We start from the raw sequence: 26,722 nt of genomic DNA on the forward strand, positions 1-26,722 counted from the left end.
GCTATCCCCGAAGGAATAACTCCGCTCGACTTGCATGTATTAGGCACGCCGCCAGCGTTCGTCCTGAGCCAGGATCAAACTCTCCATAAAAGTGGTCCGAAGACCGTTTATGAATTCGCTTGTTAGCTCATTCAAATACTAGCTTGCGAAATGTTAATTTCGCGATTTATAACCATTTGACTGGTCGCTCATTGTTCAGTTTTCAAAGAACAAATACTTCGTGTTTTTCTTACTCATTCGCCCGTGTCTCAGCGGCGACTTGATTAATATATCATAGCCCACAAGATGATTGCAACCTTTTTTTAAACTTTCTTCAATTTCTTTTTGGAGTACTGTTTTTCGCTTGGCGATTCCATAAAGAAAACCGCCAGGGCTACTCCCCCGGCGGTTTCGTTTGATTCGATTATTCGCCTGCACGCTCACGCATAAGCGGGAACAACAGTACGTCTCTTATAGAAGGTGCATCAGTAAGCAGCATAACGAGACGGTCAATCCCGATGCCTAGTCCGCCTGTTGGCGGCATACCGTATTCAAGTGCACGGATGAAGTCCTCATCCATTTCATGCGCTTCGTCATTGCCTTGTTCTTTCTCAAGCAGCTGCGACTCAAAACGTTGACGCTGATCGATTGGATCGTTCAGCTCCGTAAAGGCATTCGCATGCTCACGCGCCACGATAAACAACTCGAACCGATCCGTAAAGCGCGGATCGAGATCGTTCTTCTTCGCAAGCGGCGAGATCGCAACCGGATGACCGGTCACAAATGTCGGTTGAATCAACGTATGCTCACAGAACTCCTCGAAGAATGCGTTGAGGATATGACCGAAAGTCATATGCGGTTCAACTTTCACATTATGCGCTTTGGCATGTGCATGCGCTTCTTCGTCTGTCATCTGCTGGCTGAAGTCGACACCTTTTGCTTCTTTGACCAATTCAACCATCGACACACGGCGCCATGCCGGCGTTAGGTCAACTTCCGTACCTTGGTACATAATCTTCGTAGTTCCCAGCACTTCTTGCGCAATATGTGCAATAAGCGACTCCGTTAGAGCCATAATATCTTTATAATCCGCGTAAGCCTCGTAGAGCTCAATCATTGTAAATTCAGGGTTATGACGTGTCGAAATCCCTTCGTTCCGATAAACGCGGCCGATTTCGTATACTTTCTCCATGCCGCCGACAATGAGGCGCTTCAAGTGAAGTTCTATTGCGATACGCATGTACAGCTGCATGTCGAGCGCATTGTGGTGGGTAATAAACGGACGTGCCGCAGCACCGCCAGCAATGGAATGCAGTGTTGGTGTTTCGACTTCCAGGTACCCCTGCGCATCCAGGTAACGACGCATAGTTTGGATAATACGGGAGCGCAAGATAAACGTTTGCTGTACTTCCGGGCTCACGATCAAATCTACATAACGCTGACGGTAACGCAGCTCTACGTCTTTGAGGCCGTGATATTTCTCTGGAAGCGGCAGAAGCGACTTGGACAACACCGTGATTTCTTTTGCCTTAATAGAGGTTTCGCCTGTATTTGTTTTGAAGACAACTCCGCGCACGCCAATAATATCGCCAAGATCGAGAAGATCGAAGGCTTGATACTGAGCTTCCTCGACGGTGTCCTTGCGCGCATAGATTTGAATCTTGCCGCTCAAATCTTGAATATGAGCAAAGCTGGCTTTGCCCATTCCGCGTTTCTGCATGATTCGGCCTGCCACGGTAACCTCAACAGCCTGAGCCTCGAGATCTTCCTTGCTTACCTCTTCATACGTATCTACGATGTTCTTAGCATGATGAGTCCGTTCAAATTTGCCGCCGAATGGGTCAATGCCCAGTCCGCGGAGCTCGTCCAGCTTGTCTCTGCGAATTTGCAGAAGCTCGCTTAATTCTTGTTCTTGCGTTCCTTGCTCCACCACGATTCATCTCCTTGTTGGTCCAGAAAGGCAGGGCGGTACAGCCGCTGCCCTATTACCCTTGCCAGAGCAGAACAGATTCCTGCTCCACAATGTTGAAAAAAGCTTCCTCAAGGAAGCTTTCTCAAAAGGCATGCCTGGTTTATTTTTTGATATCAACGATTTTATATTGAATGATGCCGGCTGGTACGCTTACTTCTACGATCGTGCCTTTGTTCTTGCCTAGAATAGCTTTGCCAACCGGGCTTTCATTAGAGATTTTATTCTTAAGCGGATCCGACTCGGCCGAACCGACGATCGCATACTCCATCATATCACCGAACTCCAAATCTTCAACCGTAACAATAGAACCGATGCTCACCGTTTCAATATTGATTTCATCGTTATTGATAATACGGGCATTACGAAGCATTTTCTCAAGTGTAATAACCCGGCCTTCGATAAACGCCTGTTCATTCTTAGCGTCCTCATACTCCGAGTTTTCACTGATATCGCCATAGCCGATAGCCACTTTGATCCGCTCAGCAACTTCACGACGTTTGACGGACTTCAGGTTCTCAAGCTCATCTTCCAACTTCTTCAGGCCGTCTTGTGTAAGGATAATCTCTTTATCACTCATGTTACAATTCTCCTGTCGTGTGGCATTTTTTCATACCGTGTATGAATCACTGTTACTTAATATATTACGCATCATGCCCATGATGACACCGCGCAGGAATGAGAATTGCCAGTCATAAACCAGGGCGGACGGTTTGTTATTGGAAGATTATATTTCAACTTCCCCTATATGTCAACGAAAGCCAACCAGCAAATGTAATCGCTTAACTCCACGAAACGCAAAGGCGCTCGCTTACGAGCTCCTTTGCGCTGGATTAGTGATATACGGCTTCTTCCGTAGAAGTGGAAGGTGTGATCGAGGCTGTAGGCTCTTCGCTCAGTTCACCTAATGACTCGACATACTGGCCTAGAATATCCACCACGTTGTCGCGTGTCGTTTCTTCCATGATAACGTCTTTGACGCGCGCCGCACCCGGAATCCCTTTGAGGTACCAAGCCAAATGCTTGCGCATCTCCCGAACGGCCGTCGATTCGCCTTTCAAGTTAACAAGACGATCCATATGCAAAATAGCTACGTCCAGCTTCTCGCGAGGCGTTGGATCCGGAAACAGCTCGCCCGTCTGCAAATATTGGATTGTCCGATACAGCATCCACGGATTACCGAGTGCTCCACGGCCAATCATGACACCATCGCAGCCGGTGTGGTCAAGCAAACTGCGTGCATCCTCTGGAGAGAACACATCGCCATTACCAATAACGGGAATGGATACGGATTGCTTAACATCCTTTATAATATCCCAATTGGCCTTACCGGTATACAATTGCTCCCGCGTACGGCCATGAACGCTGACCGCTTTGCCGCCCGCACGCTCAACAGCTTGCGCATTCTCAACTGCAAATACATGTTCACTGTCCCATCCGATCCGCATCTTCACCGTAACCGGTTTATCGACAGCATCGACAACAGCCGACACCATTTCGTAGATTTTGTTCGGATCGAGCAGCCATCTGGCACCTGCGTCGCATTTTGTGACTTTAGGCACAGGGCAGCCCATATTGATGTCGATAATATCTGCGTTCGTTTGCTTATCGACGACTTTAGCTGCCTCCACTAACGATTCGCGGTCACCGCCAAAAATTTGCAAGCTAAGCGGCTTCTCGCGCTCATCTACAAACAGCATTTCCAGTGTGCGCTTATTGCCGTGCAGGATCGCTTTGTCGCTAACCATCTCGGCGCAAACCAGACCGGTGCCGAATTCTTTGGCTATCAGTCGAAAAGCCGGGTTGCACACACCTGCCATCGGCGCCAGCACGACTTGATTCTTCATCTCGATGTTTCCGATTTTAAGCATGGACGTCCAGACTCCCTTCTGAGAGAAATAATTAAATAACAATGGTCAAACCAGCAGCATACTCATTTAAAGTCGGCGGTCAGTTCGCTGTAACTGACACCGAGCGTGTCCGAAATTCGCTCCAGCAGCTTAGGATCCGGCTTGCGTGTTCCCCGCTCAAGCGATCCGAGCACAGCAACAGAAACGCTTAGCTTGGCAGCGAGTTCTTGCTGCGTATAGCCCTTTAGCTTTCGGAATGCGCGGACGCGCCCGGCCAATTGATCGTATTCCATAGCGCGATTCCTTCCCCTCTGTCTTGTAGCGCTTGCTTTGCGATTTCTTTCACTTGCTTCTGCAGTGAATGCTCCTCCGCCATTACATCACTCAGAGGCACCAACACAAACGAACGCTCCATCATACGTGGATGCGGCAGTATAAGCTCCTCTTCCGCAAGCGTAACTCCTTCATATAAAAGCAAATCCAAATCAATGGTTCGCGGTCCCCAGCGGATATCACGTTTTCTCCCAAGCTGCTGCTCCATCGCAAGCATCGCATACAAGAGTTCATGTGGTTCAAGCGAGGTACGCAGTGCGGCAGCCATATTCAGAAACGCCGGTTGATCGGTATAGCCGACCGGGTCGGTTTCGTAAATGGCCGATGCACGTACAACCGTTATGGCTGGGTGGCTGTCCAGCAAATGAAGTGCGTCCCGGAGCCGCTGCTGCCGATCGCCGACATTAGCGCCGAGTGCTATATACGCGTTGGCCTCATCCGTGTGAAAGATGAGGTTCGGATCATTAATGCCTTGCGGGCCGCTCGGTTCCATAGTCATCCCGCTTTCTGCAAAGTTCCACCGTCACGCCATCGAAAAAGATTTCAAAGGGCGGGTTCGGCTTCGTTACGGACACCGTCACTTCATTTACACTAGTATAAGCGTCGAGGACTGCCGATGCAACGTGACCTGCCAGCGCCTCAATCAGTTTAAACGGCGGTCCTTCAACAATGGACTTCACCCGGGCATGAATTTCGGCATAGTTAATCGTATGTTCTAGGTCGTCGGTTCTGGCAGCCTGCGATAAGTCCATCTGAAGGGACAGATCGACATAGAACTGCTGGCCAAGTTTGTTTTCCTCCGGAAAAACGCCGTGATATCCGAAGAACCGCATCCCTTTTAGAGTCATTTTGTCCATGATTCATTCCCCATTCTTCGACAAATTTCTTCTTATATCGACTTCGTGCGCGGATATACAATAGCATCGCTCATTAAGGCGGTCTGCTTGTTCTCGCGAATATCGTGTACTCGGACGATCTGACAGCCTTGCATGATGCCAAGCGAGGTTGTCGCCGCTGTACCAAACGTGATCTCATTCGAATTCAGCTGCAGCGCTTCGCGGATAAACTTCTTGCGAGAGGTGCCAAGCAGAACGGGAAACCCTTCCGCCACCAGTTGATCAAGCTTGCCCATTAACGCGAGATTATCCTCATAGGTCTTAGCAAACCCAATCCCCGGGTCGAGCCAGATGAATTCGTCCGATACGCCGGCTTTTCGCGCTATTGCGATACTTTCGCGCAAATCAGCTAGGACGTCCGTGACCAAATCGGAATAATCTCTTGCCTGCCTATTATGACTAATAATGACGGGACAGCGATGCGCTGCAGCAACTTCGGCCATTCGCGGGTCACCTTTAAGTCCCCATATGTCATTGATGATGTGTGCTCCCGCATGCAAAGCCTGGTCGGCAGTTTCGGCTTTATAGGTATCAATAGAAATCGGAATGTTCGGCAACGCCGCTCGAATGGCACGAATGACGGGGATGACCCGCTTCAGCTCTTCCTCAAGCGGAACAGGCTCGAATCCCGGACGTGTCGATTCCCCGCCGATATCGATGATGTCTGCGCCGTCTGCAACCATTTGGTTGGCATGACGAACGGCCGCTTCCACCTCGTTATAACGCCCTCCATCAGAGAAGGAGTCCGGTGTCATATTCAAAATGCCCATAATCAGCGTCCGTGTTCCAAGCGCAAGCTGCACACCGCCCGGAAATACGTAGCCTCGCTCAAAGGGCCATTGCTTTACTGTATCTTCTGTTATGCATGCTTTCATAAATGGGTATCCTCCCGATATGCCGCCAGCAGCTTCCGTGTGATCGAGCCGGCTTGTCCACTCCCAATCACGGTTCGGCAGCCGTCATCATCCCTTAACACAGTGACAGGTACAAGCTCTTGAATCGAGTTCGTTACCCATACTTCTTCCGCCTCCGAAAGCTCTGCCCACGTATAGAATCCTTCTTCGACGGTTATTCCCGCTTCCCTAGCCAGCTCCATTACACGCTGCCGTGTAATTCCCGGAAGTATGCCTGTTTCAATGTCAGGCGTGAATACCTTACCCCCGCTAGCGAAGAAAAGATTGCTGACGATCCCTTCCGACAGCCACCCTTCCCGGGTCAGCATGAGCCCTTCTGTTCCTGAGGCTGCCCAGCCGATCGCCGCCAGTTCCCGCTTTGCAATAATATTATTCATATAATGCAGCGATTTCAAACGCACTTCGCCCTCCGGCGTATTCCGCAAGGTCCGCAGCAGCGCTAACTCGCGGCCGTTAAGGTAGAGGTCATCATTAGGTTCAGGCAGTGCTTTTACAAGAAGCAGCACATTGGGCTCTTCATAATCCCCGGTCGGAAGACCAAGTACGCCTTCGCCTGCGGTAACCGTCAGTCGAACATACGCTTCTTCCAGCCCATTAGCGGCCATTAGCTCGCGAAGCCAGCTTCGGAGCTCACCTGTATCAAGCTTGCACTTGATGCCAAGCGACTCACATCCGGCCGACAACCGCTCCAAGTGCCTTTCCAATAAATATGGCTCGCCGCCATAGGTGCGAAACGTCTCGAAGAGGCCCATTCCATACAAAAAACCGTGATCGTAAACCGAGATCACGGCCTCTTCCTGTAACTTGATGCTGCCATTCCATCCGATCATCATCGTACTGCGCCTGCCCGCATGTTCAGGAAATTGCGAAGCAGCTTCAGTCCGTTCTCGGTGATGATTGACTCCGGATGGAATTGAACGCCTTCAATGAGATACTCTTTGTGACGCAGTCCCATAATTTCGCCTTCTTCTGTCTCCGCACTGATTTCCAGGCAATCCGGGAGTGTCTCTTTCTTCACAATCAAGGAATGGTAGCGCGTCGCCGTATACGGAGAAGGAATCCCTTCAAAAATCGTGCGCCCGTCATGATGAATCTGCGAGGTCTTGCCGTGCATCAGCTTCTCTGCGCGAACAACGTCGCCTCCGAAGGCTTGTCCGATCGCTTGATGGCCAAGACATACGCCGAATATCGGAATGATGCCTTTGAAACGTTCAATGAGGGCAAGGCTGATACCCGCTTCATTCGGGCTGCATGGTCCCGGCGAAATCAGAATATGATCCGGTGCAAGGGCCGCAATATCCTCAAGCCCCATCTCATCATTGCGTTTCACGACAATCTCCTCGCCCAGCTCTCCCAAGTACTGAACCAAATTGTACGTAAATGAGTCGTAGTTATCGATGACCAATATCATTTGCGTTTCCCCCTTTGGATTACAGCCGCGCGCGGCTTGCTTCTGCCCATTGCTCGCTGTACTCGATCGCCTTCCACAGTGCCTTGGCTTTGCTCAGTGATTCGCGGTATTCACGCTCCGGATCGGAATCAATGACGATTCCCGCTCCGGCCTGAATGTGGACGACTTCATCCTTCACCGACATCGTTCTTATAATAATATTAAATTCCATATCTCCGTTGTAGTCAATCCATCCGAGCGAACCGGTGTAAGGCCCGCGCCGCGTCGGCTCCAACTCTTCGATGATTTCCATCGTACGGATCTTAGGTGCACCTGTAATGGTACCGCCCGGGAAGGTCGCTCCAATGACATCATAAGCGTCCTTGCCTGAGGCAATTCGGCCTTCAACTTGCGAGACCAAATGCATCACATGGCTGTAATATTCGATTACCATGAGCTCCGCTACATGAACCGAGCCATATGCTGATATACGTCCGAGATCATTGCGCTCCAGATCGACCAGCATGATATGCTCTGCACGTTCTTTCTCGTTGCTTCGAAGCTCCTCGGCCATCCGAAGGTCCTCTTCTTCGGTCAGTCCTCGGCGACGCGTTCCCGCAATGGGGCGCGTAGCCAGCTTGCCATCTGAGAGCTCCACCAGCAGCTCCGGCGAAGCCGATACGAGCTGGAAGTCCGGACAATTCAAGAATCCCATATAAGGCGAAGGGTTGAACAGTCTCAGCCATTCATAGAGCTCTTCCGGGCTCGACTGAATGTTACGGCTTTGACGCTGCGAGAGGTTGACTTGAAACACATCACCTGCCGCGATATAGTCCCGAATTCGCTCCACTGCCGCTTTAAAGGCTTCCTTGGCAAAAGGCGACGTAATCCCGTTTACCGACTCCAAGTCGATTTGAAGCGAGCCATCCTCCATAAAGCGAGTCCGAGCACTCCGCAAAGCTTCTGCTGCTGCCGCTGCTTCTCCTCCGGCAAAAGCAGTCCACTGCTCCGCCATGCGCTGCCCACGACTACAAGCTGCTTCGAACAAACCTTCGAGCTGTTCCTTCGTTTCTTGTCCCGTTAGTGCGGTATGTACAGCACAGTAGAGCTGCTCCTCTTGATGATCCACGATCCACAGCTCGTCCATCCGCATAAACAAATAATCAGGCAAGCCCAGGTCGTCTGCCGCCTGCTCCGGAAGCCGCTCAATCGAGCGAATGACATCGTAGCTCCAGAAGCCTGCACAGCCGCCCGTCCACTTCGGTGCTCCCGGGACCCGCGGCGCTCGAAGGCCGCCCATCCAGCTGCGCACCGCTTCGAGCGGTTTCTCCTTATATGGGGTTACACGACCGACTCTATCATGATCGACCGCCTCAGCGATCATTCCTTTGCCGCGGATAACCGACGTAGGGTTTAGCCCCAAATACGTATAGCGGCCATCCTTGCCGCTCTCCAGCACGAACGCGTGAGGCGATGCCATCTTCCACGCCGCTTCCCATGAGGCCGGACGTCCTTCTCCACTGCTGAGAGGTCGCTTCGTAAGCATTGGCAGCGAAGTATAACCCTCTTCCCGCCAGTTCAACCAATCCTTAAAGGCTGTACGTTCCATTATCGCAGCCCCTCCACTTCGTCGCCGTTCAATCCGCTTGTTCTGTCAGAAACTTGCAGCAGCAAGCGATCTTTGTTTGCCAGCTAGTATACCGAAATTACGAGAAAAAGGAAAGAGATGGTGCGATGGTGCTTCTATCTCCGTTCCTCATCTATACTGATTTGAACATCAGCCTGAATAGCCAGCTCCGGGTACAACTTATCCCATGACTGTTCATTCCATTTCCTATCCTGCGATCGCGCAATGGCGCCAAACCCAATCGGATCAATGCCGGCACGTTGGAAAGTTCGAATCATTGTATTTATTTTCGCTTCAAACTCTTTCTCAGCTTTGCTCTTCATCTGACTGATCTTTGGTCCATTCATCTCCAATGTCAGACGATCTACCGGTTGATTCAGTCGGCCGTTTACTTTTAACCGCACTTGCATCTGTTTACGAGAACGCTGCCACCGATAAGAGACTTTGGAGCGCTCGATCTGCATCCGCACATCGCCGCTTTCCGTCTCGAATTGACCGCGGTGAACCGACTGTTTCATCATTGAAAAAAACAACATGTTCATGTAACCTCGCAGAGGCATCACGTAACGGTCATCTTTAAAAAGCGCCAGTCCTTGCAGCTCTACATTTTTGTCTTCTTCATCCTCGCGGATGAGCGGCAAAACCGGGTCCTGCCCTTTTCCCTCCAGCTGTCGCGCAAAAATGAGCAGATTGGTCATTGGAATGAGGCTGGCTTCTTCATTCTTTGAAATGACATCGTTAATAATAGTCGCGGCATCCGCCTTCTTCACGGATAGTTTCAACAATTTGGAGGGTACCGTCTCCGTCACGGCAATCGACAAGTTGGCGGATAGATTGAGCAAGCTGACATATTGGCTGATGAACGGGGTTATCCCTTTCCTCGCTAGCGACTGCTCGATTAAATAGACTTGCACTTTCTGGTCGACGAGCCTTCCTCCCGCTTTCAAGCTCGCCTCATCGTTCATCTTCGTCGTCGAGTTTCCTTTGACTTCAATAAAAAAATTATTAAAGCCGTCCTTCTTATACAACGGAATCAAGTAAGTCGCCATCAAGCTGGGTTTACCGCTGTCTCGGGCTTGCCCTGGCTCTAAGGCGATGCCGTACACGATGCTCATCTTCTCGATCGGCTGACTCTGGCAACCGGATATCAGAAGCGATAAAGCGAGCATCAAGCCTGCGACCCCGATCCATTTAACCATTTGCCTCGCCCCCTATAGGCGCAGCTCCGCCGGATGCCCGTCTTTGTCCTCTGCGGCTTAATAGCACATATATAGGCAAATAGACGAGCAGCATGCCAAACGTGAAGGCAGGGTATACGTTCCCCAAAAACAATGTCTTCTGGAAATGCCAAATGACTCTTGCGGTGATGACCAGCAGCGCCGCCCAAATACAGAGATGAGCCATCTCAGAGAGCTTGCGGAATATTAGCTTGCGCATTAACATCGCTACAATCCACAGCCCTAGGGACATATCCGGAAGCAGCCGAAACACAAGCGCGGCAACGCCGACTTGGTCGATTTGCTCCAGGAACGGCAGCGAAACCACTTTGAAGAAGTCGACCATGGTGATCTGCTGCCTGGACGACGCAAAATCAATCTCGAAAACGCTAAGGATAAGAAATAGCGCATCCATAGATAACAGCACCTGCATGCCGATTGCCCCCCAAATCGCCCGCCTTATCTGTGAGGTCTTCAGATGACTGGTGAACAGCTTGAGAAAAACCAGCAGCTCGATTCCATTAAACATGTTAATGCTGGTGGAGATGCTCTCAAACTTCGGACGCTCTCCATTCCACAACGGCAATACGGACCGCAGCTCGATATAGTCCCAGGAGCCGAGTATGATGATGACGTGCTCAATCAGACGCAAACCGAGAGCGACAAAAAACAAGCCGGCAATAACACGAACCCCGCCTTTTGCCGCAACGACCGCGCAGATAACAAGAGGAATCACCGACCAATAGGTTTGCAGGTTAGGCGCCTGATATTCATCGAACATGCCGATTGTCTCATTCAGCATGATCGTCTCATAAATAAACAACCACCCCACAAAAAACAGCAGGAGAATAACGCCTACCGCATTGCCAAATGCACTCAAGTGATTAGCGACAAAATCTTTCTGCTTGCCTCCTGTCAACACCTTCTCCATCAACATGAGCATCAAGCCCGTGATCGTGCCGAAAACAAGAACGTATAACCAGGCAGAAGTGCCGCCCAGCTTAATCAACCTGCCAATTACGAGTAGATACTGCGATCCTCCTTGAATGCCCAGAGCGATATAAAACAGCTGCCAAGCCGTCAACCGATCTTGTTCCATCTCTTGCTCACTCCTTTCCCTTCAAATAACGCGAGAAGGGGAGTAGGCCAAACAATGCAAACGGCTGATCCAAAGATCGAACCGCAAACATCCGCGATAGCATGAGAAACCAGAATAGGCCGATGCCCGTCATGCCGTACAACTGCGCCAGAATCAAGCAAGGGATCTTGAGCACGAATAGAAAATTGCGCATTTGGACGGACGCCGATGTGAGCGTAAACAAGGCGGATACCGCTACCATGACGAGCATCACGTTGCTTACGAGGCCCGCTTCCACGGCAGCGGAGCCCAGCACGATGCCAGCCACGATGCCCGCGCTTTGCGACAGCTTGGTCGGTAGACGAGTAACAGCCTCTAGCTGAATAAGGACAAGCAGCTCCATGATAAGTGCTTCAAAGAACGCGGAGAACGGCACCTGATACCTGGAGATCAGCATCGTTTCAATCAGTTTGATCGAAAATATTTGAAAATGGTACGTATTCACGGCCACATACAACGGAGTGAGCGTTAACGCCATGATGAAGCTGAACACACGAACCACGCGAATGACCACGACATAATTATGAGATAAAAAAAGATCCGATACCGTGACGAAGGAGTCCTCAAACGAGGTTGGCGCAATAAGCGCCTTGCGCGAACCTTCCATAACCAGGATGACTTTCCCCGACTCCAGCATATGAATCGCGTGCAGCGGCAACTCCGTAAATTCATACGGCGGGAAAAACGTGCTCTTGCCGTTTGGCAGCCGCATCGCGAAGTTAGAAATGTCCAGCAAAGTCTTCGGATGATCGATCGACGCCTGCTCTACTTGATATGTCAATCGGTCAGCCAGGATCTGGCTTTCCGCCAAATAAAAAATGGAAGCCGGCGTCTTCGCGGAGCCAAGCGTCAAGTTTCGCACCTGAAGCTGCTCCGTCACTAATCGCCGGCGAATCATATTCGAATTCGTTTCAAGAGATTCTGTGAAAGCCTCAAGCGGGCCTGCTTCCGAGAATTCTTCCTTCGGCTCTTCAATTCCGCGGTAATTACTTTTCTTACAGGGCAAATAAAGCACATCGGGATGCGCGACACCTGCCGTTTCAATAGTGACACTTATATACCCTTTCAAGAGAAGCGCATGCTTCTCGAATTGGCCGCGTATTTCTATGTTTTCAAACGGCAATATTAGGCGCATATCTTCGCTGGAACGAGGCTTATGCAGCTGGAGCATCGGCAGGAAGCGCTCACGCATCATTTGCAGATCGACCATGGATGACAGCCATTCAATATGGTAAGTACGCTCTTGCAGCGCTAACCGATATGTATTCCAATCGTCGGTCTTTGTAGGCTTGTTCGACATCGAAACCGCACCCCTTTCCAAGGAATCGCCTTATTTTTCCCTATACCGGACCAATTTATTACCCATCGGGCAAGAAGCTGCTGCACGTTATTTGAGCACCAGACTTCAAAAAAAAAAGAAACCCGACGTTTTAAAAAACGTGGGTTTCTCTAAAATTGAGTACCCCTTGGGAAAGAGGATCCTCATCATATAAGCTTGTATTAGTTCTCGAAGTTGAACAGTGGTGTAGACAGGTAACGTTCACCGTTGGATGGAACAATAGCAACGACACGTTTGCCTTTACCGAGTTCTTTGGCAACTTTCAATGCTGCGAAGATCGCTGCACCGGAGGAAATTCCGCAGAGAATGCCTTCTTCTTTCGCTGCACGGCGAGCCGTTTCGAAAGCTTCGTCATTCTCGATTGTGATGACTTGATCGTAAATCTCGCGGTTTAGAATTTCAGGGATGAAGTTAGCGCCAATCCCTTGAATTTTGTGACCGCCAGGGCCGCCACCGGAGAGCAGCGGAGAAGCAGCAGGCTCAACAGCTACTACTTTGATGCCTGGGAAGTTCTGCTTCAGTACTTCACCGGCACCGGAAATCGTACCGCCTGTACCGATACCTGCAACGAAAGCATCCAGCTTGCCGTCAAGCGAGTTGATCGCTTCAACGATCTCAGGGCCTGTTGTTTCGCGGTGTACCTTCACGTTCGCTTGGTTCTTGAATTGTTGCGGAATGAAGTAAGAAGGATTCTCGGCTTGCAGCTCTTCTGCACGGCGAACGGCTCCGTTCATACCTTCAGATCCCGGTGTAAGCACAAGCTCAGCACCGTATGCGCGAAGCAAGTTGCGACGCTCAACGCTCATGGTTTCAGGCATAACGAGAATTGCTTTATAGCCTTTAGCGGCAGCTACCATTGCCAGGCCGATCCCCGTGTTACCGCTAGTTGGTTCTACGATTGTATCACCCGGTTTAAGGATACCTTGCTGTTCAGCTACTTCGATCATGCTGATTGCAATACGGTCCTTAACGCTTGCACCCGGATTCTGGTACTCAAGCTTCACGTAAATTTCTGCGCTGTCCTCCGGTACCAAACGGTTAAGACGAACAAGCGGTGTATCCCCAATAAGTTCGGTCACGCTTTGTACAATTCTAGCCATGAATAGTGCTCCTCCTTATTCCGACTAAATTAGTTGGTTTTACTTACATATTATCAATGAAACCCAGTAGTTGTCAATAGTCAGTTTTCGAACTAATGGCCTACAGCTCTACCCTTTGGACGGCTTTGGCACCACTTCCGCGTTATACTTCTGCAGCAGTGAATTCTCTACTTCACGCAGCCCGTTCAGCTTGGATAAAGCCAGCTCTCGCTTCACTTGATTACGTATGCGGCTCTCGCTCAGCACTTCTTCCGTATGCGTTTCAAGCAGTTGAATGACGGCTTGCCCCTGCTCCACCTCTATTGGTCCGGTAACCTCGCCAACCGACAGTTGATTGGCCGCTTCCAGAATGGCATCATCCGTGAACGGATCATCGGCTTCAATAAACCCCAGATCCCCGCCGTTATCTGCCGTATTGGTATCAATCGAGTAGGTCTTTGCCATTAGGGCAAAATCTTCTCCTGATTCAAGCTGCCGCAGCAAGTCATCGGCTTCGTTCTCCGTTGCAAGCACAATCCATGCCAAATGCAGCTGCTTCCGAGGGGCGAACTGCTCCTTGTTGTCTGCTATGTAGGCATCAATCTCCGACTCGGTCACCTCTACGGATCGAACTGCGATTTTCTCAAGCAGCAGCCGGTACTCGGTGTCTTCCCGAATCCCCTCAGGCGTTAAGCCGAGCTGCTCTTTCATCGTGGCATAATATTGTTCCTTATTCTCATAGCCTGTCATCATGGCCTCAAGCTCATCGTTCATTTCCGTGTCCGAGATGCTCAGGTCGTAAGCTTCCGCCTCCTGCCGGGTAGCTGCTCGCACCATCAATGTACGAAGCAGCTGATCACCGTATTGCAGCTGCAGCTCGTCGCTGAGCTGCTTGGCCGTAATTTGCTCATCGCCAACCTTAGCGGCAATCGGCTCCTCCGAAGACGCGGGGCCTTCTTGGTCTTGTGAATTATCGACCGTCGTTTGCGGATCTGCCTTAGGCGGGAGCAGTACCCGGAACACCACCACGAGAGCTAAAATAATCATACAGATCGCCTGAATGAGCACAATGCTCTTCAGCACCCGGTCGTTCTTCATTATCGCTTGGCCTCCGATTATTGAATCGGCTTCGGCTTAGCCTGATCGAGCAGCATCTCAAGCTGCTGGCGGTCAAATGCGTAGATCTCGTTGCAGAAATGGCACACGACTTCAGCTTGTCCGTCTTCATCAATTAACTGTTTCAACTCATGCTCACCCATGCTGATGAGCGTACGTTCTACTCGTTCCATGGAGCATTGGCATTTAAAGACGACGTCCACTTGGTCCATCAGCTGAATTTCATCACCAACGACAAGACGCAGCAGGCTTTCAGGTGTTTCTCCTTGTTCAAACAGAGCGGATATAGGCGGCAGTGCCGCAATCGCCTGCTCCAACTTCGTAAGGTTCTCTTCAGTGATACCCGGTAACACTTGTACGATGAAGCCTCCTGCGTTCATGACCGTGCCATATTCATCGACTAGCACGCTCAGACCGACAACAGACGGCGTTTGCTCGGATGTAGCGAAGTAGTAAGTGAAATCTTCCGCAAGCTCGCCTGATACGATCGGAATGCTGCCGCGATACGGCTCCTTCAGCCCCAGGTCCTTAATAATATGGATGTAACCAGTACGACCGACAGCTCCTGCTACATCCAGCTTCCCAAGTGCATTGCTGGGCAGCTGTACATCCGGGTTGTCTACATAACCGCGAACCTCGCCATTGGCATTGGCATCGACGACGATTTGGCCGACAGGCCCATCGCCTTTGACTTGAATCGTCAGCTTCTCATTACCCTTCAACATCGCGCCCATCATCGCACCTGCCGTAGCCGTGCGTCCAAGTGCTGCTGTTGTGGTCGGCATTGTGTTATGCCGCTTGCGCAGCTCTTCTACCAGCCCGGTTGTCTTGACGGCAAATACGCGAAGCTGTCCATTCCATGCGGTACCGCGTACTAAATAATCTTTATGCTCTTCAGTCATCTCTATGATACCTCTTTTATTCTTGGTTTCGTTCATAAATAATGCGTAAACCTTCCAAGGTCAACAGCGGGTCTACTTCTTCAATGGTTTCCGATTCGGCGGCAATTAAGTCTGCCAGTCCGCCTGTCGCAATAACACGCGGCGTTACACTGAATTCTTTGCGAATCCGATTCACGATTCCGTCCACTTGACCGGCATAGCCGAAAATAATCCCGGCTTGCATCGACGTAACCGGGTTTCGCCCAATCACACTCTTCGGTTTCACCAGTTCAATACGGGGCAGCTTAGCGGCACGCTGGTATAGCGCTTCGGTTGAAATGCCGATACCCGGTACGATCGCTCCGCCCAAGTAGTTATTGCCTGCGTCAATATAATCAAATGTCGTAGCGGTACCGAAATCGACAACGATCAAGGGCGCGCCATATTTCTCAATGCCGGCAATGGAGTTTACGATACGATCCGCGCCGACCTCACGCGGATTCTCATAACGGATGTTAAGTCCGGTCTTGATGCCGGGTCCGACAATGAGCGGAGACTGACGCATATATTTCTGGCATAGCTGCTCCAACGTACGCATAAGCGGCGGCACAACGGAGGAGATAATAACCCCTTCGATCTGATCCAGCTTAACTCCTGCAATTTGAAACAAATTGTGAATCATAATGCCGTATTCATCCACGGTTGCCGAACGATTCGTGCTCAGGCGCCAGTGGTAAAGCAGTTTGCGAGCTTGGTAGATACCCAGCACAATGTTCGTATTGCCTACGTCCACAACGACGATCATGCTGCTGGGCCTCCTTTCTTCCCATTCAAATCCAGACTAATGTCGAGGGATTGGAACGAATACGTCAGCCCGCCAACGGAAATGACATCAACGCCTGTTTCCGCGATGCCGCGAATGGTCGACAAATTCACTCCACCCGATGCTTCAACGATCACATGAGGGGAGCTGGCCTTGATGCGTCCAACCGCTTCACGCATAAGATCATTGGACATGTTATCGAGCATGATAATATCAGTGCCGCAGGCGAGTGCTTCATCCACTTGAGCAAGCGACTCCGTCTCCACTTCAATTTTCATGGTATGGGGAATAACGTGACGAGCAGCCTTCACAGCGCCGGCAATCCCGCCTGAGCCTTTGATGTGATTATCTTTGATCATAACCGCGTCGTATAATCCGAAACGATGGTTGAATCCGCCGCCCACTCTCACAGCGTACTTCTCCAGAAGTCGATGACCAGGCGTTGTTTTGCGCGTATCAACCAGGCGTGTAGGAAGCCCTTCAATAGCCTGGACAAAAGCGCGGGTCTTGGTGGCGATGCCAGACAAACGCTGCATCAGATTCAGCGCCAGACGCTCACCTGTCAGGATACTATGCGTGCTGCCTTCGACTTCAGCCAGTATCGTACCTTTCGTCACAGCATCGCCGTCTGCCGCCAACGGACGGAATTCCAATGCGGGGTCGACCACCTCGAAAACAAGCTTCGCAACCGGCACACCTGCCAGTATGCCATCCTCCTTCACATGAATGACAGCCATCGAACGCGTTCCTGCCGGAATCGTCGCCCAGCTTGTAATATCCCCTGACCCGATATCTTCAGCAAGCCACGCCTTTATTTGAGCCCGCAGCATCTCAGTCGCACTGTTCCCGAATGCCGCCGCAAATTGTGCTTCATACATCTTCAATTCGCTCCTCTGTTATCCCGTTCTCCCGGTGGAGTACGGTATGCTTGCGCCAGAGCGTATCATTTCGCTCCGGAAAATCTTCCCGACTATGCGCGCCGCGGCTTTCTTCCCGTGTTAGGGCAGACTCTGCCGTGAGCATCGCGCAGGTCAGCAGATTCGCAAACTCATATTCTTCTCGTTTCGTAATAACGGAGTGGAAGATCGAACGCAGCTTCTTGAGTTCTTCAAGTCCTTTGTTCAGCCCGTTAGCATCACGATTCAACCCGACATACCGCACCATCGTCTTCTGCAGCTTCAATCGTTTCTCGACCACCGCCTGAATCGGCGCTTCGCTCCGTTTCAGTGAATCCATGTGAACGTCCGTATGGCCTTCAAGCGGAGGCAGCGCGTTAATACGCTCTACAATTCGCCGTCCGAACACAATCGCTTCGGATAACGAATTGCTTGCTAATCGATTCGCACCATGAACGCCGGTCGACGAACATTCGCCGCAGGCGAACAGCCGCCGCAAATTCGTTTCGCCGTTCAAGTCGGTTTTAACCCCGCCCATCATATAATGCGCCGCAGGGGCAACGGGAATCCAATCCGACGTCAAATCAAGTCCGAAATTCAAACAGAACTCATAAATGTTCGGGAAACGATGTCTCACCATATCCGCGGATTCGTGTGTCACGTCAATATAAACGAAGGTGGATTTGGTCGCTTCCATCTCGCTGACAATCGCCCGCGCCACGACATCCCGAGGAGCCAGCTCAAGCTGCTCATGATATTTCTCCATAAACCGCTCGCCCCGAATGTTGCGAAGCACCGCACCTTCACCACGCACCGCTTCCGAAATCAGAAACCGAGGCGCACCCGGGTAACAAAGCGATGTGGGATGAAATTGAATAAACTCTACATCTTGTATGTAAGCACCTGCGCGATAAGCCATAGCAATGCCGTCCCCGGTAGCTACTTCTGGATTCGTCGTATAACGGTACAGCTGCCCTGCTCCCCCGGAGCAAAGAATGGTTGCTTTGCCGCGCACGAATAATCGCTGCCCATCCGGCTTCTGCACCAAAGCACCTACGCAAACACCGTCATCGGTAATCAGATCGATTACAAAATGATCATCCCAAACCTCAATCCGTGGGTTCGCAATCGCTTTCTCCGACAACGCACGAACGATTTCGAAACCGGTCGCATCTCCATTGGCATGCAAAATACGACGCTGACTGTGCGCACCTTCCTTGGTGAGCGCAAACTCGCCGTTCTCTTGGTCAAACTGCGTACCCATGCGGACTAAGTCCTCTACGCCCTTCGTTCCCTCATGCACGAGCACATCGACAGCTTTATGGGAGCAAAGTCCGGCTCCGGCAATAAGCGTATCCTGACGATGGTAAGCCGGGGAGTCGTCTTCGGAGATCACAGCTGCAATGCCGCCTTGGGCATAACGCGTATTGCTGTCCATCAGCGACTTTTTCGTAATCATGAGAACGTCATTCGTTTCACTGGCTTTAATTGCGGTAAAAAGACCGGCAATGCCGGCCCCGATTACAATGACATCTTTATATATGACTGGAAGCCCTTCGAGTTCAACATCTACGAGATAACGTGGAATCATAAGTGCAACTTTCCTTTCTCATGGAAAGAGAGTAGCGCATGCTACTTCACTTGTAACATGCGCTCCAGGGATAGACGGGCTTGATCGGCAACCTGCTCGGGTACGTAAATTTGCGGCTGCATCGTTTCCAGACATTTCACTAGCTTCTTCAGGTTGTTTACTTTCATGTTCGGGCAAACCAAGTACTTCGTTGCAAAGTGGAACGTCTTATTCGGGCTGTCCAGACGAAGCTGATACCCCGTGCCATCTTCCGTTCCGACGATAAACTCCTGGCCTTCCGATTCTTTACAATATTTTATAATAGCAGTTGTACTGCCGACGAAATCGCCAAGCGCTACTACTTCAGGACGGCATTCAGGGTGAACGACGAACTGCGCATTTGGATATTTCGCTTTCATTTCTTCAACATCTTTGACGGTCAGCATGTCATGCGTGTTGCAGTAGCCTTCCCAGATAATCATCTTCTTGTCTGTTTTCTGCTGCACGTAATGGCCAAGGTTCTTATCCGGCACCCAAATAATTTCGTCCGAATCGACCGAATTCACGACACGCACGGCATTAGCAGAGGTACAGCAAATATCCGTTTCCGCTTTGATTTCGGCGGAGGAGTTGATGTAGGTGACTACCTTCGCATTCGGATGCTGTGCTTTCAGCTTCCGCAAGCCATCGACGTTGACCATGTCAGCCATCGGACAGCCCGCACGTTCATCGGGAATGATAACGGTCTTGTTTGGAGCCAGGATCTTCGCACTTTCGCCCATAAAATGAACGCCGCAGAACACGATAACGTCTGCATCCGTCTCCGCTGCCTTCTGCGCAAGCAGGAAGGAGTCACCGCGGAAATCGGCCACTTCTTGAATTTCATCACGCTGATAATAATGCGCAAGTATAATGGCGTTACGTTCTTTCTTCAATTGCAACAATCGTTCCCGGAGTTCACGGTTTTGTTCCGCTTTCCTTTCGAGAGCTAATGCTTCCATAGCTAAATTCCCCTCTTTTCACTAACTTTGTGAACTGATGCACAAACTTGGCTGTTCGTTCACCATGATTTATCGAAAATGCTGTTATTCCGCTGTGTATTTCATCATCCTTATGATGCCCACGTCATAAGCCGCTTGATTCGCAAGCGCCTTTACAAGGGATTAACCTTAAATTTACACAAGGTAGTGTGCGCTGTCAACAGACAAAAGAGGCCGTATTAACCGATCTACGGAAGGTTTACGCAAGTAAAGAAGTTAGTAAGCCCCTATGCTTACTCGTCCTTCCGCTATAGCGCTAAAGCGCCTACTTGCACAAAAGGCTGCCCGTGCAGTTGCCTGCAATCGGACAGCCTTTGAGGACTATCAACTTCTATTTCGTTAGGACTTCGGCGTACCGTCGTCGTCTTCGTTACCGCTATCTGGATCAACCGGAGTCGTTAATTCGCCTGGCTCCTTGGAACCAATACGAACCTTCACTCCGCCAATCGTATCGATAATCGGCTCTGCTTTAGGCTCTGCGGAAACGATGTTCGAGCTGCCTTCGCCTTCACCCTCGCTGCCTTCTGCCGATCCGCCCTCGATAAGACGCTTGATTTGCTCAAGCTCCAACGTTTCTTCCGTAAGAAGCGTTTTGGCAATGAGATGCATCTCTCTGCTCTTCTCCGTAAGAAGCTTCTTCGCACGAGCATAGCAGTCTTGAATAATGTTCTGCATCTCTTGGTCAATTTCGTAAGCGATGGCATCGGAGTAGTTCTGCTCATGTCCGATGTCACGGCCCAAGAATACTTGGCCTTGCGAGCTGCTGCCGAATTGCATAGGTCCGAGCTTATCGCTCATCCCGTACTCCATAATCATGGCACGAACGATGCTCGTCGCCGATTTGAAGTCGCTGTATGCGCCAGTGCCGATTTCGCCGATGTAGATCTCTTCGGCTACGCGACCGGCTAGCAATCCCGTTACTTTATCAAGCAATTCCTGCTTAGTCGTCAGCATGCGATCGCCATCTTTAGGAAGCATGATGACATAGCCGCCTGCGCGTCCGCGCGGGATAATCGTTACTTTATGAACCTGATCCGCATGCTCCAGGAAGTAGCCTGCAATGGTGTGGCCTGCTTCATGGTAAGCTACAATCCGTTTCTCACGGTCGCTGATCACGCGGCTGCGTTTCTCCGTACCGACGATTACACGGTCAATCGCTTCGTCCACTTCTACCATCGCGATGTCTTTCTTGTTGCGGCGAGCGGCTAGAAGCGCTGCTTCGTTAAGCAGGTTCTCCAGATCCGCACCGGTAAAGCCCGTAGTCCGCTTCGCGATGACATCGAGTTTCACGTCTTTGGCAAGCGGCTTATTGCGTGCATGTACTTTCAGTACAGCTTCGCGGCCTTTCACATCCGGACGGTCAACCGTAATTTGACGGTCGAAACGACCCGGACGAAGAAGTGCAGGATCGAGAATATCCGGACGGTTGGTAGCCGCCACGATAATGATACCTTCGTTCGCACCGAAGCCGTCCATTTCAACGAGGAGCTGATTGAGCGTTTGTTCGCGCTCATCATGTCCACCGCCGAGACCGGCGCCGCGCTGACGTCCAACGGCATCGATTTCATCGATAAAGATGATACATGGTGCGTTCTTCTTCGCATTCTCGAACAAGTCACGAACACGGGAAGCACCGACACCGACGAACATTTCAACAAAGTCCGAACCGGAAATGCTGAAGAACGGCGTGCCCGCTTCGCCTGCAACAGCACGAGCAAGCAACGTTTTACCGGTACCCGGAGGGCCGACAAGCAGTACCCCTTTCGGAATACGAGCGCCTACAGCTGCGAATTTACGCGGATCTTTCAAGAACTCGACAACCTCGACAAGCTCTTGCTTCTCCTCGTCTGCGCCTGCCACATCCTCGAATGTGACACGTTTCTTCTCTTCGTTGTACAATCTGGCACGGCTCTTGCCAAAGTTCATCACTTTGCCGCCGCCGCCTTGCGCCTGATTGATCAGGAAGAAGAACAAAATAAAGATGATCACGAATGGAATGATTGAGGTCAAGAAGGTGAGCCAGATGCTCTGTCCTTCCATCGGCTTAACTTCCATTGCGAATTTGTTTTTTAGCTGCGCATCGGTCACTTCTTTAACGACGTATTCCTCAACGCTGGTATGGGTGTAGAATTGGGCTGAATCCGAACTTTCCGGTTTGTTCTTGTACTCACCGGTGATCAAGTAAGAGTAGCCGTCGAACTGAAGCTCAACTTGCTTCACATTGTCATTAGCTAGTTCCTGCCTAAATTGATCGTAACGGATTTCAGTGGTGGAGTCATTTTGGCTGCTGATAAATTGGAAGATCCCGACGGTCACCAAAAAAATAATCAAATAAAAGCCAGTGTTACGGATGATCCGGTTCATCCCCTACCTCCTCTCAAGACGCAAAAAATAAGATGACCTTGCTCGGTAAGCTCCCGTGTGCGGGAGCCCTCGATACATGGCTGATTGCATGGACTGTCTTACAACCTTACTTCTCATAAACCTCAGGCTTCAAAATGCCGATAAACGGCAAGTTGCGGTATTGCTCCGCATAATCAAGCCCGTACCCGACGACAAATGCGTCCGGCAATACAAATCCTTTATAGTCCGCTTCCAACTCCACCTTACGGCCTGTCGGCTTATCAAACAGCGTAACAAGCGTGATGGACTTGGCGTTGCGGCGCTCCAGCACATCGATGAGATAGCTGAGCGTAAGACCACTGTCGATAATATCTTCAACAATGAGTACGTCTCGGCCTTGCACCGATGTGTCAAGGTCCTTGATAATTTTCACAACACCGCTTGTTTTGGTCGATTGTCCGTAGCTGGACACCGCCATAAAGTCGAGTTCGACCGGAATTGTGATGGTCTTAACCAAGTCAGCCATAAAAATAAAAGCGCCTTTAAGAACGCAGATAACGAGTGGATTACGCCCCTCGAATTCGCGGCTAATGGTATCGCCTAGTTCTTTTACTTTCTGCTGAATTTGGTCTGCGTCGTAAAGTACTTCTTGAATGTCGTTCAGCAACACGGGCCCTCCTAAATGGTTCTTGCCTATACTATGAATGGATCAGTGCATCTTATTCAAGTTGGTTCAGTGCGGAAGCATCGAGGTTGACCCGCATCATCATTCTGATAACACGGCTCGTCGTTTCCATCACCTGAGCATGTCTTGATCTTCGAATGCCCGGGATCCAAAGCACGGTTCCGTTAGCGTCGACAACGATCGGCAGCATCTCACGACGTGAGGGTGCGACACGTTCATCAACGAACATATCTTGTACCTTTTTGGTGCCATTTAAACCAAGCACTTGCATTCGGTCACCTGGACGGCGATTTCGGACCAAGAGCGGGAATTCGAGCGAGTCGGCATCAAACAGAGCTTCATGTCGATTATTCGGTCTGAGCGCATGATCTGCAGCCCGTTCCTCAAGCGACAATTCCGCTTCCGCCTCCGGCAAAGCCAGGCGTACCGCATCTCGATTCACAACATAAGCATATCCGCTGCGCTCGGGGGTCATTCTCCCCTTATTCGCACGGGTGAACACTAAATTGTCGTACTCACGCAGAAATCGAACTCCGCTGCCAACATCGAAGCTCCACGTTGCAGCTGCGCCATCAGAGGCCGCAATCCTTATCGTTTCTACGCTTTCGAATGAAGTGGTTTCCGTTTCCAAGCCAATATAACTCAATATTAGTTTAATCAATCTCCTTTGTAAAGCGACATGCAGGCCAAGCAGCGCTTTGCGGGTCAATTGGCATCCTTCGCTGTGAGGCGCGATATGGCGCTCGAAAATTGCCTTAGTTTCTTGCTCCAGCCAATCGTCTTCAGCCGATGCAAGCTCCGCCAATCGGACTAGCGACTGGGAAAACTGCGGGTTAAACGAAGCCAAGTAAGGCAGAACGTCCATACGGACCACATTGCGAAAATAATACTTCTGCCCATTGCTGCTATCTTGACTGAACGGGATCGCCCACTGTTCACAGTAACGCAGGATGTCTGCCTTGTATGTACGCAGAAGCGGCCGAATAAGTTCCACGTTTTTTTCATTTCGCCGAATTGCTATTCCCGCAAGCCCTCCGGGTCCCGTTCCGCGAACCACTCGCATCAGTACCGTTTCGGCTTGATCGTCGGCATGGTGGGCGAGCGCGATGCGTGCAGCGCCGTATGTATGAGCAACCTGATGCAAGAAGGCATACCGCTTCTGGCGGGCCGCCGCCTGCGCGTTCATTCTTGTTTCTTCTATATAAGCAGGCAAATTAAAAAGCGCCGTTTCGCAAGGGATGCCGAGCAGCGCCGCGTATTGTCTCACAGATTCAGCTTCACGCGCCGATTCCTCGCCGCGAAAGCCATGGTCCACGTGAGCGGCAACCAGAGTAAGCCGCTCTTGCCCGGACAGCCGGTGAAGCAAATGGAGTAAAGCCATGGAATCCGGTCCGCCGGATACCGCAACGACGATCGTCTCTCCCGGCAGCCACAGCTGCTCATCCCGGGCTAGTGCGGACAGCTCGCTTAGCCAATCATCCACTTCCCTCATCCTTCCCAAGTTGCGTATTCTTATGATGCGCCGCGCAGCAGCCAATAGATCGTGGTGGCCAGCACGGCCGCCGATGCGGCGAACAATCCCTTCATCCAGCGAGGTGCCGGCGCGGAAACGGACTTGCCCGCTCCTGAGCGGTGCATCCACTGCTGCCAAGCAGCAGCCGCTTCGCGGGCGCTTGCAAACTCGCCGTAAAGCGCCTTGCGCAGCCAACCGCTGAGCGGCTTAAGCGCGGCGCTGGTCGCGGCGAGCTTCGCCAGCTCGTCCGGCGTTCGCGTCTGCGGCAGCAGTCCGGCACTAAGCTGCGCAAGCCGGCGGCTTTCGTGCAGCTGGATGCAAAGGACCGCAAACGAGAACATGTCATATCGTGCATCCGCCGTTCGCGTTCCCGCATTCCAATAGCCCCGGTCGTAGATCTCCGTAAACTGCCGTACGCCTTTGCCGAAAGCAGTAGCACCGCCGTAGTCTACGAGCTCCGGCCGACCGTAATCGCCGACAAGGACGTTCTCTACCTTCAAGTCGCCGAACGTCCAGCCGGCTTCATTGAGCTCTGCTAGTTTGCCTAATAGATTAAAAGCAACGACAGGAAACCATTCCTTCCCTTGTTTACCTAGATAATCGGCAAGCGTCATCCCTTTAATGTATCGCATGACATAGAACGGATGCTCTTTGCCATCTCCCCCGCGGAAATCATCTACATCGACAAGGAATAGACCTCCCTTAGCGCCACGCTTCTGTTTCTGCTTGGAAATCGTTTGCAGCACATTCACTTCCGACTGCAAATCTACGGTATCCGAACCGATCTTAAGCGCGTACAGCTCGCGCTGCCGCTCGACCAGAAATACTTTGCCATTGGCGCCTTCGCCAAGCAGCCGTTCCACGCGATAACTGCCCTGCTTCCACTTGCCACGAATGATCGTACCGCGCGGAAGCGTCCATTCAAACGACGTAGTCACTCATCATCCCGTCCGTTTCATCATTCTTCCTACTACCATAATCGGCTTTCTGATAAAAATCAATGACATGCAAGATCGCAGGACCTGTCGGCGTCGTCCCTCGCATCTGCAGCCGCGGGAATAAGGAATGCACGCCGCTAATATTACCTGTCCAATCAAGATCAAGCTTGCAATCCTCTCCGTAGGCGGAGCCGGGAAAATGAAACACCGCAAGCTCGCTGCCTCCCTGTCTCGACTGCAAACTGATCGCCAGATCGCGAATGGCCTCTTCTACCGCTTGCAGCTTCGGTTTCATACTGGCACTGGCATCAATCAACAGCGCAACGCGCAGCTTGCTCGTCTCGCTCAGCTCATCGATGACGCGTACGACTTCACCGCGCTTCTCCGGTGAGAGCTCTTCGATGGACGACGTGCCGAGCACCTGCTTCAACTCCCGTTGAACGGCTTGCTGTATTGTCTGCACGACGGTCTTGCGCGTGAGCATTTGAACCGTTTGCGAGAGCTGCCGTGTATGCGATAACCGGCTCAGACCGCCCCCTGCCCGTGCAATCTCTTCAATTTCGGTTGTTCCAAATTCGGCGAGATCGCCTTGATCCACCACACCGACAACATTCACCGTGATCCCTACTGCGTGCGCCTGCGCAGCTGCGATAACCGGACTTACCCCAACATTGGAGCAGCCGTCCGTTACTAATAGAATCTGCCTCATCGTTCATTCCCCCAAAACCTTGGAATCTGAATCTACTGCCGGAAGAAACCTGCCTACAACTATCGTCCAGGCAAGTTTCTTCCCTAGTACTAGCTCTATCAGCATTGCCAATTATGAGAGGGGATAACCCTATTTGGCTCAGTCGGGCGGTTTGGGTAGGCGGCGTGAAGCGCATCTTCTCCCATCGCTACAAGCACCCGCACACGAAAAAGAAGCCTGCCGGCCGGACAGGCTTCCATTCCTCTTCTTCTATATAAAGCTATGGATCTTTAATAATCGCCGCCGCACGCTTATACTGCCTCAATGCTTGTACACGCTTCCGCTGTTGCCGCCCTCGGGTAAACTGTCCGTTTCGTATGTTGATGTTCATCTAATCGGCTCACCGTCCCTATTGTGCTCAACCCGGCTCTACCAGGTTGGCGGAATGCAGCCCGCCTAGGCTGATGTCTGATCATTCTAGTGATGACAAACCATCTA

At 51.2% G+C, this 26,722-nt stretch carries 25 protein-coding genes and 1 rRNA gene; all 26 read right to left on the minus strand.

What is annotated here, in order from left to right; translation table 11 throughout:
- Nucleotides 1-90, minus strand: a 16S ribosomal RNA gene (locus BLW29_RS27725); the annotation flags it as partial.
- A gap of 313 nt (nt 91-403) precedes the next feature.
- Entirely contained in the window at nt 404-1,912 is a 1,509-nt protein-coding gene (gene lysS, locus BLW29_RS27730; RefSeq protein WP_177186844.1) for a lysine--tRNA ligase, read from the minus strand.
- A 139-nt stretch (nt 1,913-2,051) separates the two neighbouring features.
- A complete protein-coding gene (greA, locus tag BLW29_RS27735; RefSeq protein ID WP_090985824.1) occupies nt 2,052-2,528 on the minus strand; it encodes a transcription elongation factor GreA in 477 nt (158 codons plus the stop codon).
- A 253-nt stretch (nt 2,529-2,781) separates the two neighbouring features.
- Nucleotides 2,782-3,819, minus strand: a complete 1,038-nt coding sequence (gene dusB, locus BLW29_RS27740; protein WP_090985826.1) for a tRNA dihydrouridine synthase DusB — start codon at nt 3,817-3,819, stop codon at nt 2,782-2,784.
- 62 nt (nt 3,820-3,881) lie between these two features.
- The gene (locus BLW29_RS27745) at nt 3,882-4,091 is read right to left on the minus strand and encodes a helix-turn-helix domain-containing protein (RefSeq protein WP_090985828.1); all 210 of its coding nucleotides are present in this window, start codon (nt 4,089-4,091) and stop codon (nt 3,882-3,884) included.
- On the minus strand, nt 4,043-4,630 hold the full coding sequence (gene folK / locus BLW29_RS27750; protein WP_371264815.1) for a 2-amino-4-hydroxy-6-hydroxymethyldihydropteridine diphosphokinase: 588 nt from the start codon (nt 4,628-4,630) through the stop codon (nt 4,043-4,045). The genes BLW29_RS27745 and folK overlap by 49 nt, the downstream gene beginning before the upstream one ends.
- Nucleotides 4,596-4,988 (minus strand): dihydroneopterin aldolase, encoded by a 393-nt coding sequence (gene folB, locus BLW29_RS27755; RefSeq protein ID WP_090985832.1) that lies wholly within the window; start codon nt 4,986-4,988, stop codon nt 4,596-4,598. Before folB ends, folK begins: the two co-directional genes overlap by 35 nt.
- Nucleotides 4,989-5,020: 32 nt before the next feature.
- Nucleotides 5,021-5,902: a dihydropteroate synthase gene (folP, locus tag BLW29_RS27760; RefSeq protein WP_090985834.1), complete on the minus strand. Its 882-nt coding sequence runs from the start codon at nt 5,900-5,902 to the stop codon at nt 5,021-5,023.
- Nucleotides 5,899-6,774, minus strand: a complete 876-nt coding sequence (locus BLW29_RS27765) for an aminotransferase class IV (protein WP_090985836.1) — start codon at nt 6,772-6,774, stop codon at nt 5,899-5,901. The genes folP and BLW29_RS27765 overlap by 4 nt, the downstream gene beginning before the upstream one ends.
- A complete protein-coding gene (gene pabA / locus BLW29_RS27770) occupies nt 6,771-7,352 on the minus strand; it encodes an aminodeoxychorismate/anthranilate synthase component II (RefSeq protein WP_090985838.1) in 582 nt (193 codons plus the stop codon). The genes BLW29_RS27765 and pabA overlap by 4 nt, the downstream gene beginning before the upstream one ends.
- Nucleotides 7,353-7,371: 19 nt before the next feature.
- The gene (locus BLW29_RS27775) at nt 7,372-8,940 is read right to left on the minus strand and encodes an anthranilate synthase component I family protein (RefSeq protein WP_090985840.1); all 1,569 of its coding nucleotides are present in this window, start codon (nt 8,938-8,940) and stop codon (nt 7,372-7,374) included.
- A gap of 134 nt (nt 8,941-9,074) precedes the next feature.
- Nucleotides 9,075-10,157, minus strand: a complete 1,083-nt coding sequence (locus BLW29_RS27780; protein ID WP_090985842.1) for a Ger(x)C family spore germination protein — start codon at nt 10,155-10,157, stop codon at nt 9,075-9,077.
- The gene (locus BLW29_RS27785; protein ID WP_090985844.1) at nt 10,150-11,274 is read right to left on the minus strand and encodes a GerAB/ArcD/ProY family transporter; all 1,125 of its coding nucleotides are present in this window, start codon (nt 11,272-11,274) and stop codon (nt 10,150-10,152) included. The genes BLW29_RS27780 and BLW29_RS27785 overlap by 8 nt, the downstream gene beginning before the upstream one ends.
- A gap of 7 nt (nt 11,275-11,281) precedes the next feature.
- A complete protein-coding gene (locus BLW29_RS27790) occupies nt 11,282-12,613 on the minus strand; it encodes a spore germination protein (protein WP_090985845.1) in 1,332 nt (443 codons plus the stop codon).
- Nucleotides 12,614-12,813: 200 nt separating this feature from the next.
- Nucleotides 12,814-13,752 carry a cysteine synthase A gene (gene cysK / locus BLW29_RS27795; RefSeq protein WP_090985847.1) on the minus strand — a complete coding sequence of 313 codons (939 nt, stop codon included), beginning with the start codon at nt 13,750-13,752 and terminating at the stop codon, nt 12,814-12,816.
- 108 nt (nt 13,753-13,860) lie between these two features.
- On the minus strand, nt 13,861-14,829 hold the full coding sequence (locus BLW29_RS27800; protein ID WP_090985849.1) for a peptidylprolyl isomerase: 969 nt from the start codon (nt 14,827-14,829) through the stop codon (nt 13,861-13,863).
- 17 nt (nt 14,830-14,846) lie between these two features.
- Nucleotides 14,847-15,749, minus strand: a complete 903-nt coding sequence (hslO, locus tag BLW29_RS27805) for an Hsp33 family molecular chaperone HslO (RefSeq protein WP_256208988.1) — start codon at nt 15,747-15,749, stop codon at nt 14,847-14,849.
- Nucleotides 15,750-15,765: 16 nt separating this feature from the next.
- On the minus strand, nt 15,766-16,533 hold the full coding sequence (locus BLW29_RS27810) for a type III pantothenate kinase (RefSeq protein ID WP_090985852.1): 768 nt from the start codon (nt 16,531-16,533) through the stop codon (nt 15,766-15,768).
- Nucleotides 16,530-17,381: a carboxylating nicotinate-nucleotide diphosphorylase gene (gene nadC, locus BLW29_RS27815; protein ID WP_090985953.1), complete on the minus strand. Its 852-nt coding sequence runs from the start codon at nt 17,379-17,381 to the stop codon at nt 16,530-16,532. The genes BLW29_RS27810 and nadC overlap by 4 nt, the downstream gene beginning before the upstream one ends.
- Before the next feature lie 40 nt (nt 17,382-17,421).
- On the minus strand, nt 17,422-19,038 hold the full coding sequence (nadB, locus tag BLW29_RS27820) for an L-aspartate oxidase (protein WP_090985854.1): 1,617 nt from the start codon (nt 19,036-19,038) through the stop codon (nt 17,422-17,424).
- 41 nt (nt 19,039-19,079) lie between these two features.
- Nucleotides 19,080-20,018 carry a quinolinate synthase NadA gene (gene nadA, locus BLW29_RS27825; RefSeq protein WP_090985856.1) on the minus strand — a complete coding sequence of 313 codons (939 nt, stop codon included), beginning with the start codon at nt 20,016-20,018 and terminating at the stop codon, nt 19,080-19,082.
- A 378-nt stretch (nt 20,019-20,396) separates the two neighbouring features.
- The gene (gene ftsH, locus BLW29_RS27830) at nt 20,397-22,421 is read right to left on the minus strand and encodes an ATP-dependent zinc metalloprotease FtsH (RefSeq protein WP_090985858.1); all 2,025 of its coding nucleotides are present in this window, start codon (nt 22,419-22,421) and stop codon (nt 20,397-20,399) included.
- 106 nt (nt 22,422-22,527) lie between these two features.
- The gene (gene hpt / locus BLW29_RS27835; protein WP_090985860.1) at nt 22,528-23,067 is read right to left on the minus strand and encodes a hypoxanthine phosphoribosyltransferase; all 540 of its coding nucleotides are present in this window, start codon (nt 23,065-23,067) and stop codon (nt 22,528-22,530) included.
- A 52-nt stretch (nt 23,068-23,119) separates the two neighbouring features.
- On the minus strand, nt 23,120-24,577 hold the full coding sequence (tilS, locus tag BLW29_RS27840; protein WP_090985862.1) for a tRNA lysidine(34) synthetase TilS: 1,458 nt from the start codon (nt 24,575-24,577) through the stop codon (nt 23,120-23,122).
- A gap of 20 nt (nt 24,578-24,597) precedes the next feature.
- On the minus strand, nt 24,598-25,536 hold the full coding sequence (locus BLW29_RS27845) for a protein kinase domain-containing protein (protein WP_090985864.1): 939 nt from the start codon (nt 25,534-25,536) through the stop codon (nt 24,598-24,600).
- Complete coding sequence (locus BLW29_RS27850; RefSeq protein WP_090985866.1) at nt 25,520-26,245, minus strand: vWA domain-containing protein; 726 nt, start codon at nt 26,243-26,245, stop codon at nt 25,520-25,522. Before BLW29_RS27850 ends, BLW29_RS27845 begins: the two co-directional genes overlap by 17 nt.
- Between the last annotated feature and the right edge of the window lie 477 nt (nt 26,246-26,722).

It is taken from the genome of Paenibacillus sp. CF384, from assembly GCF_900106745.1.
In the GTDB taxonomy this organism is placed as follows: domain Bacteria; phylum Bacillota; class Bacilli; order Paenibacillales; family Paenibacillaceae; genus Paenibacillus_Z.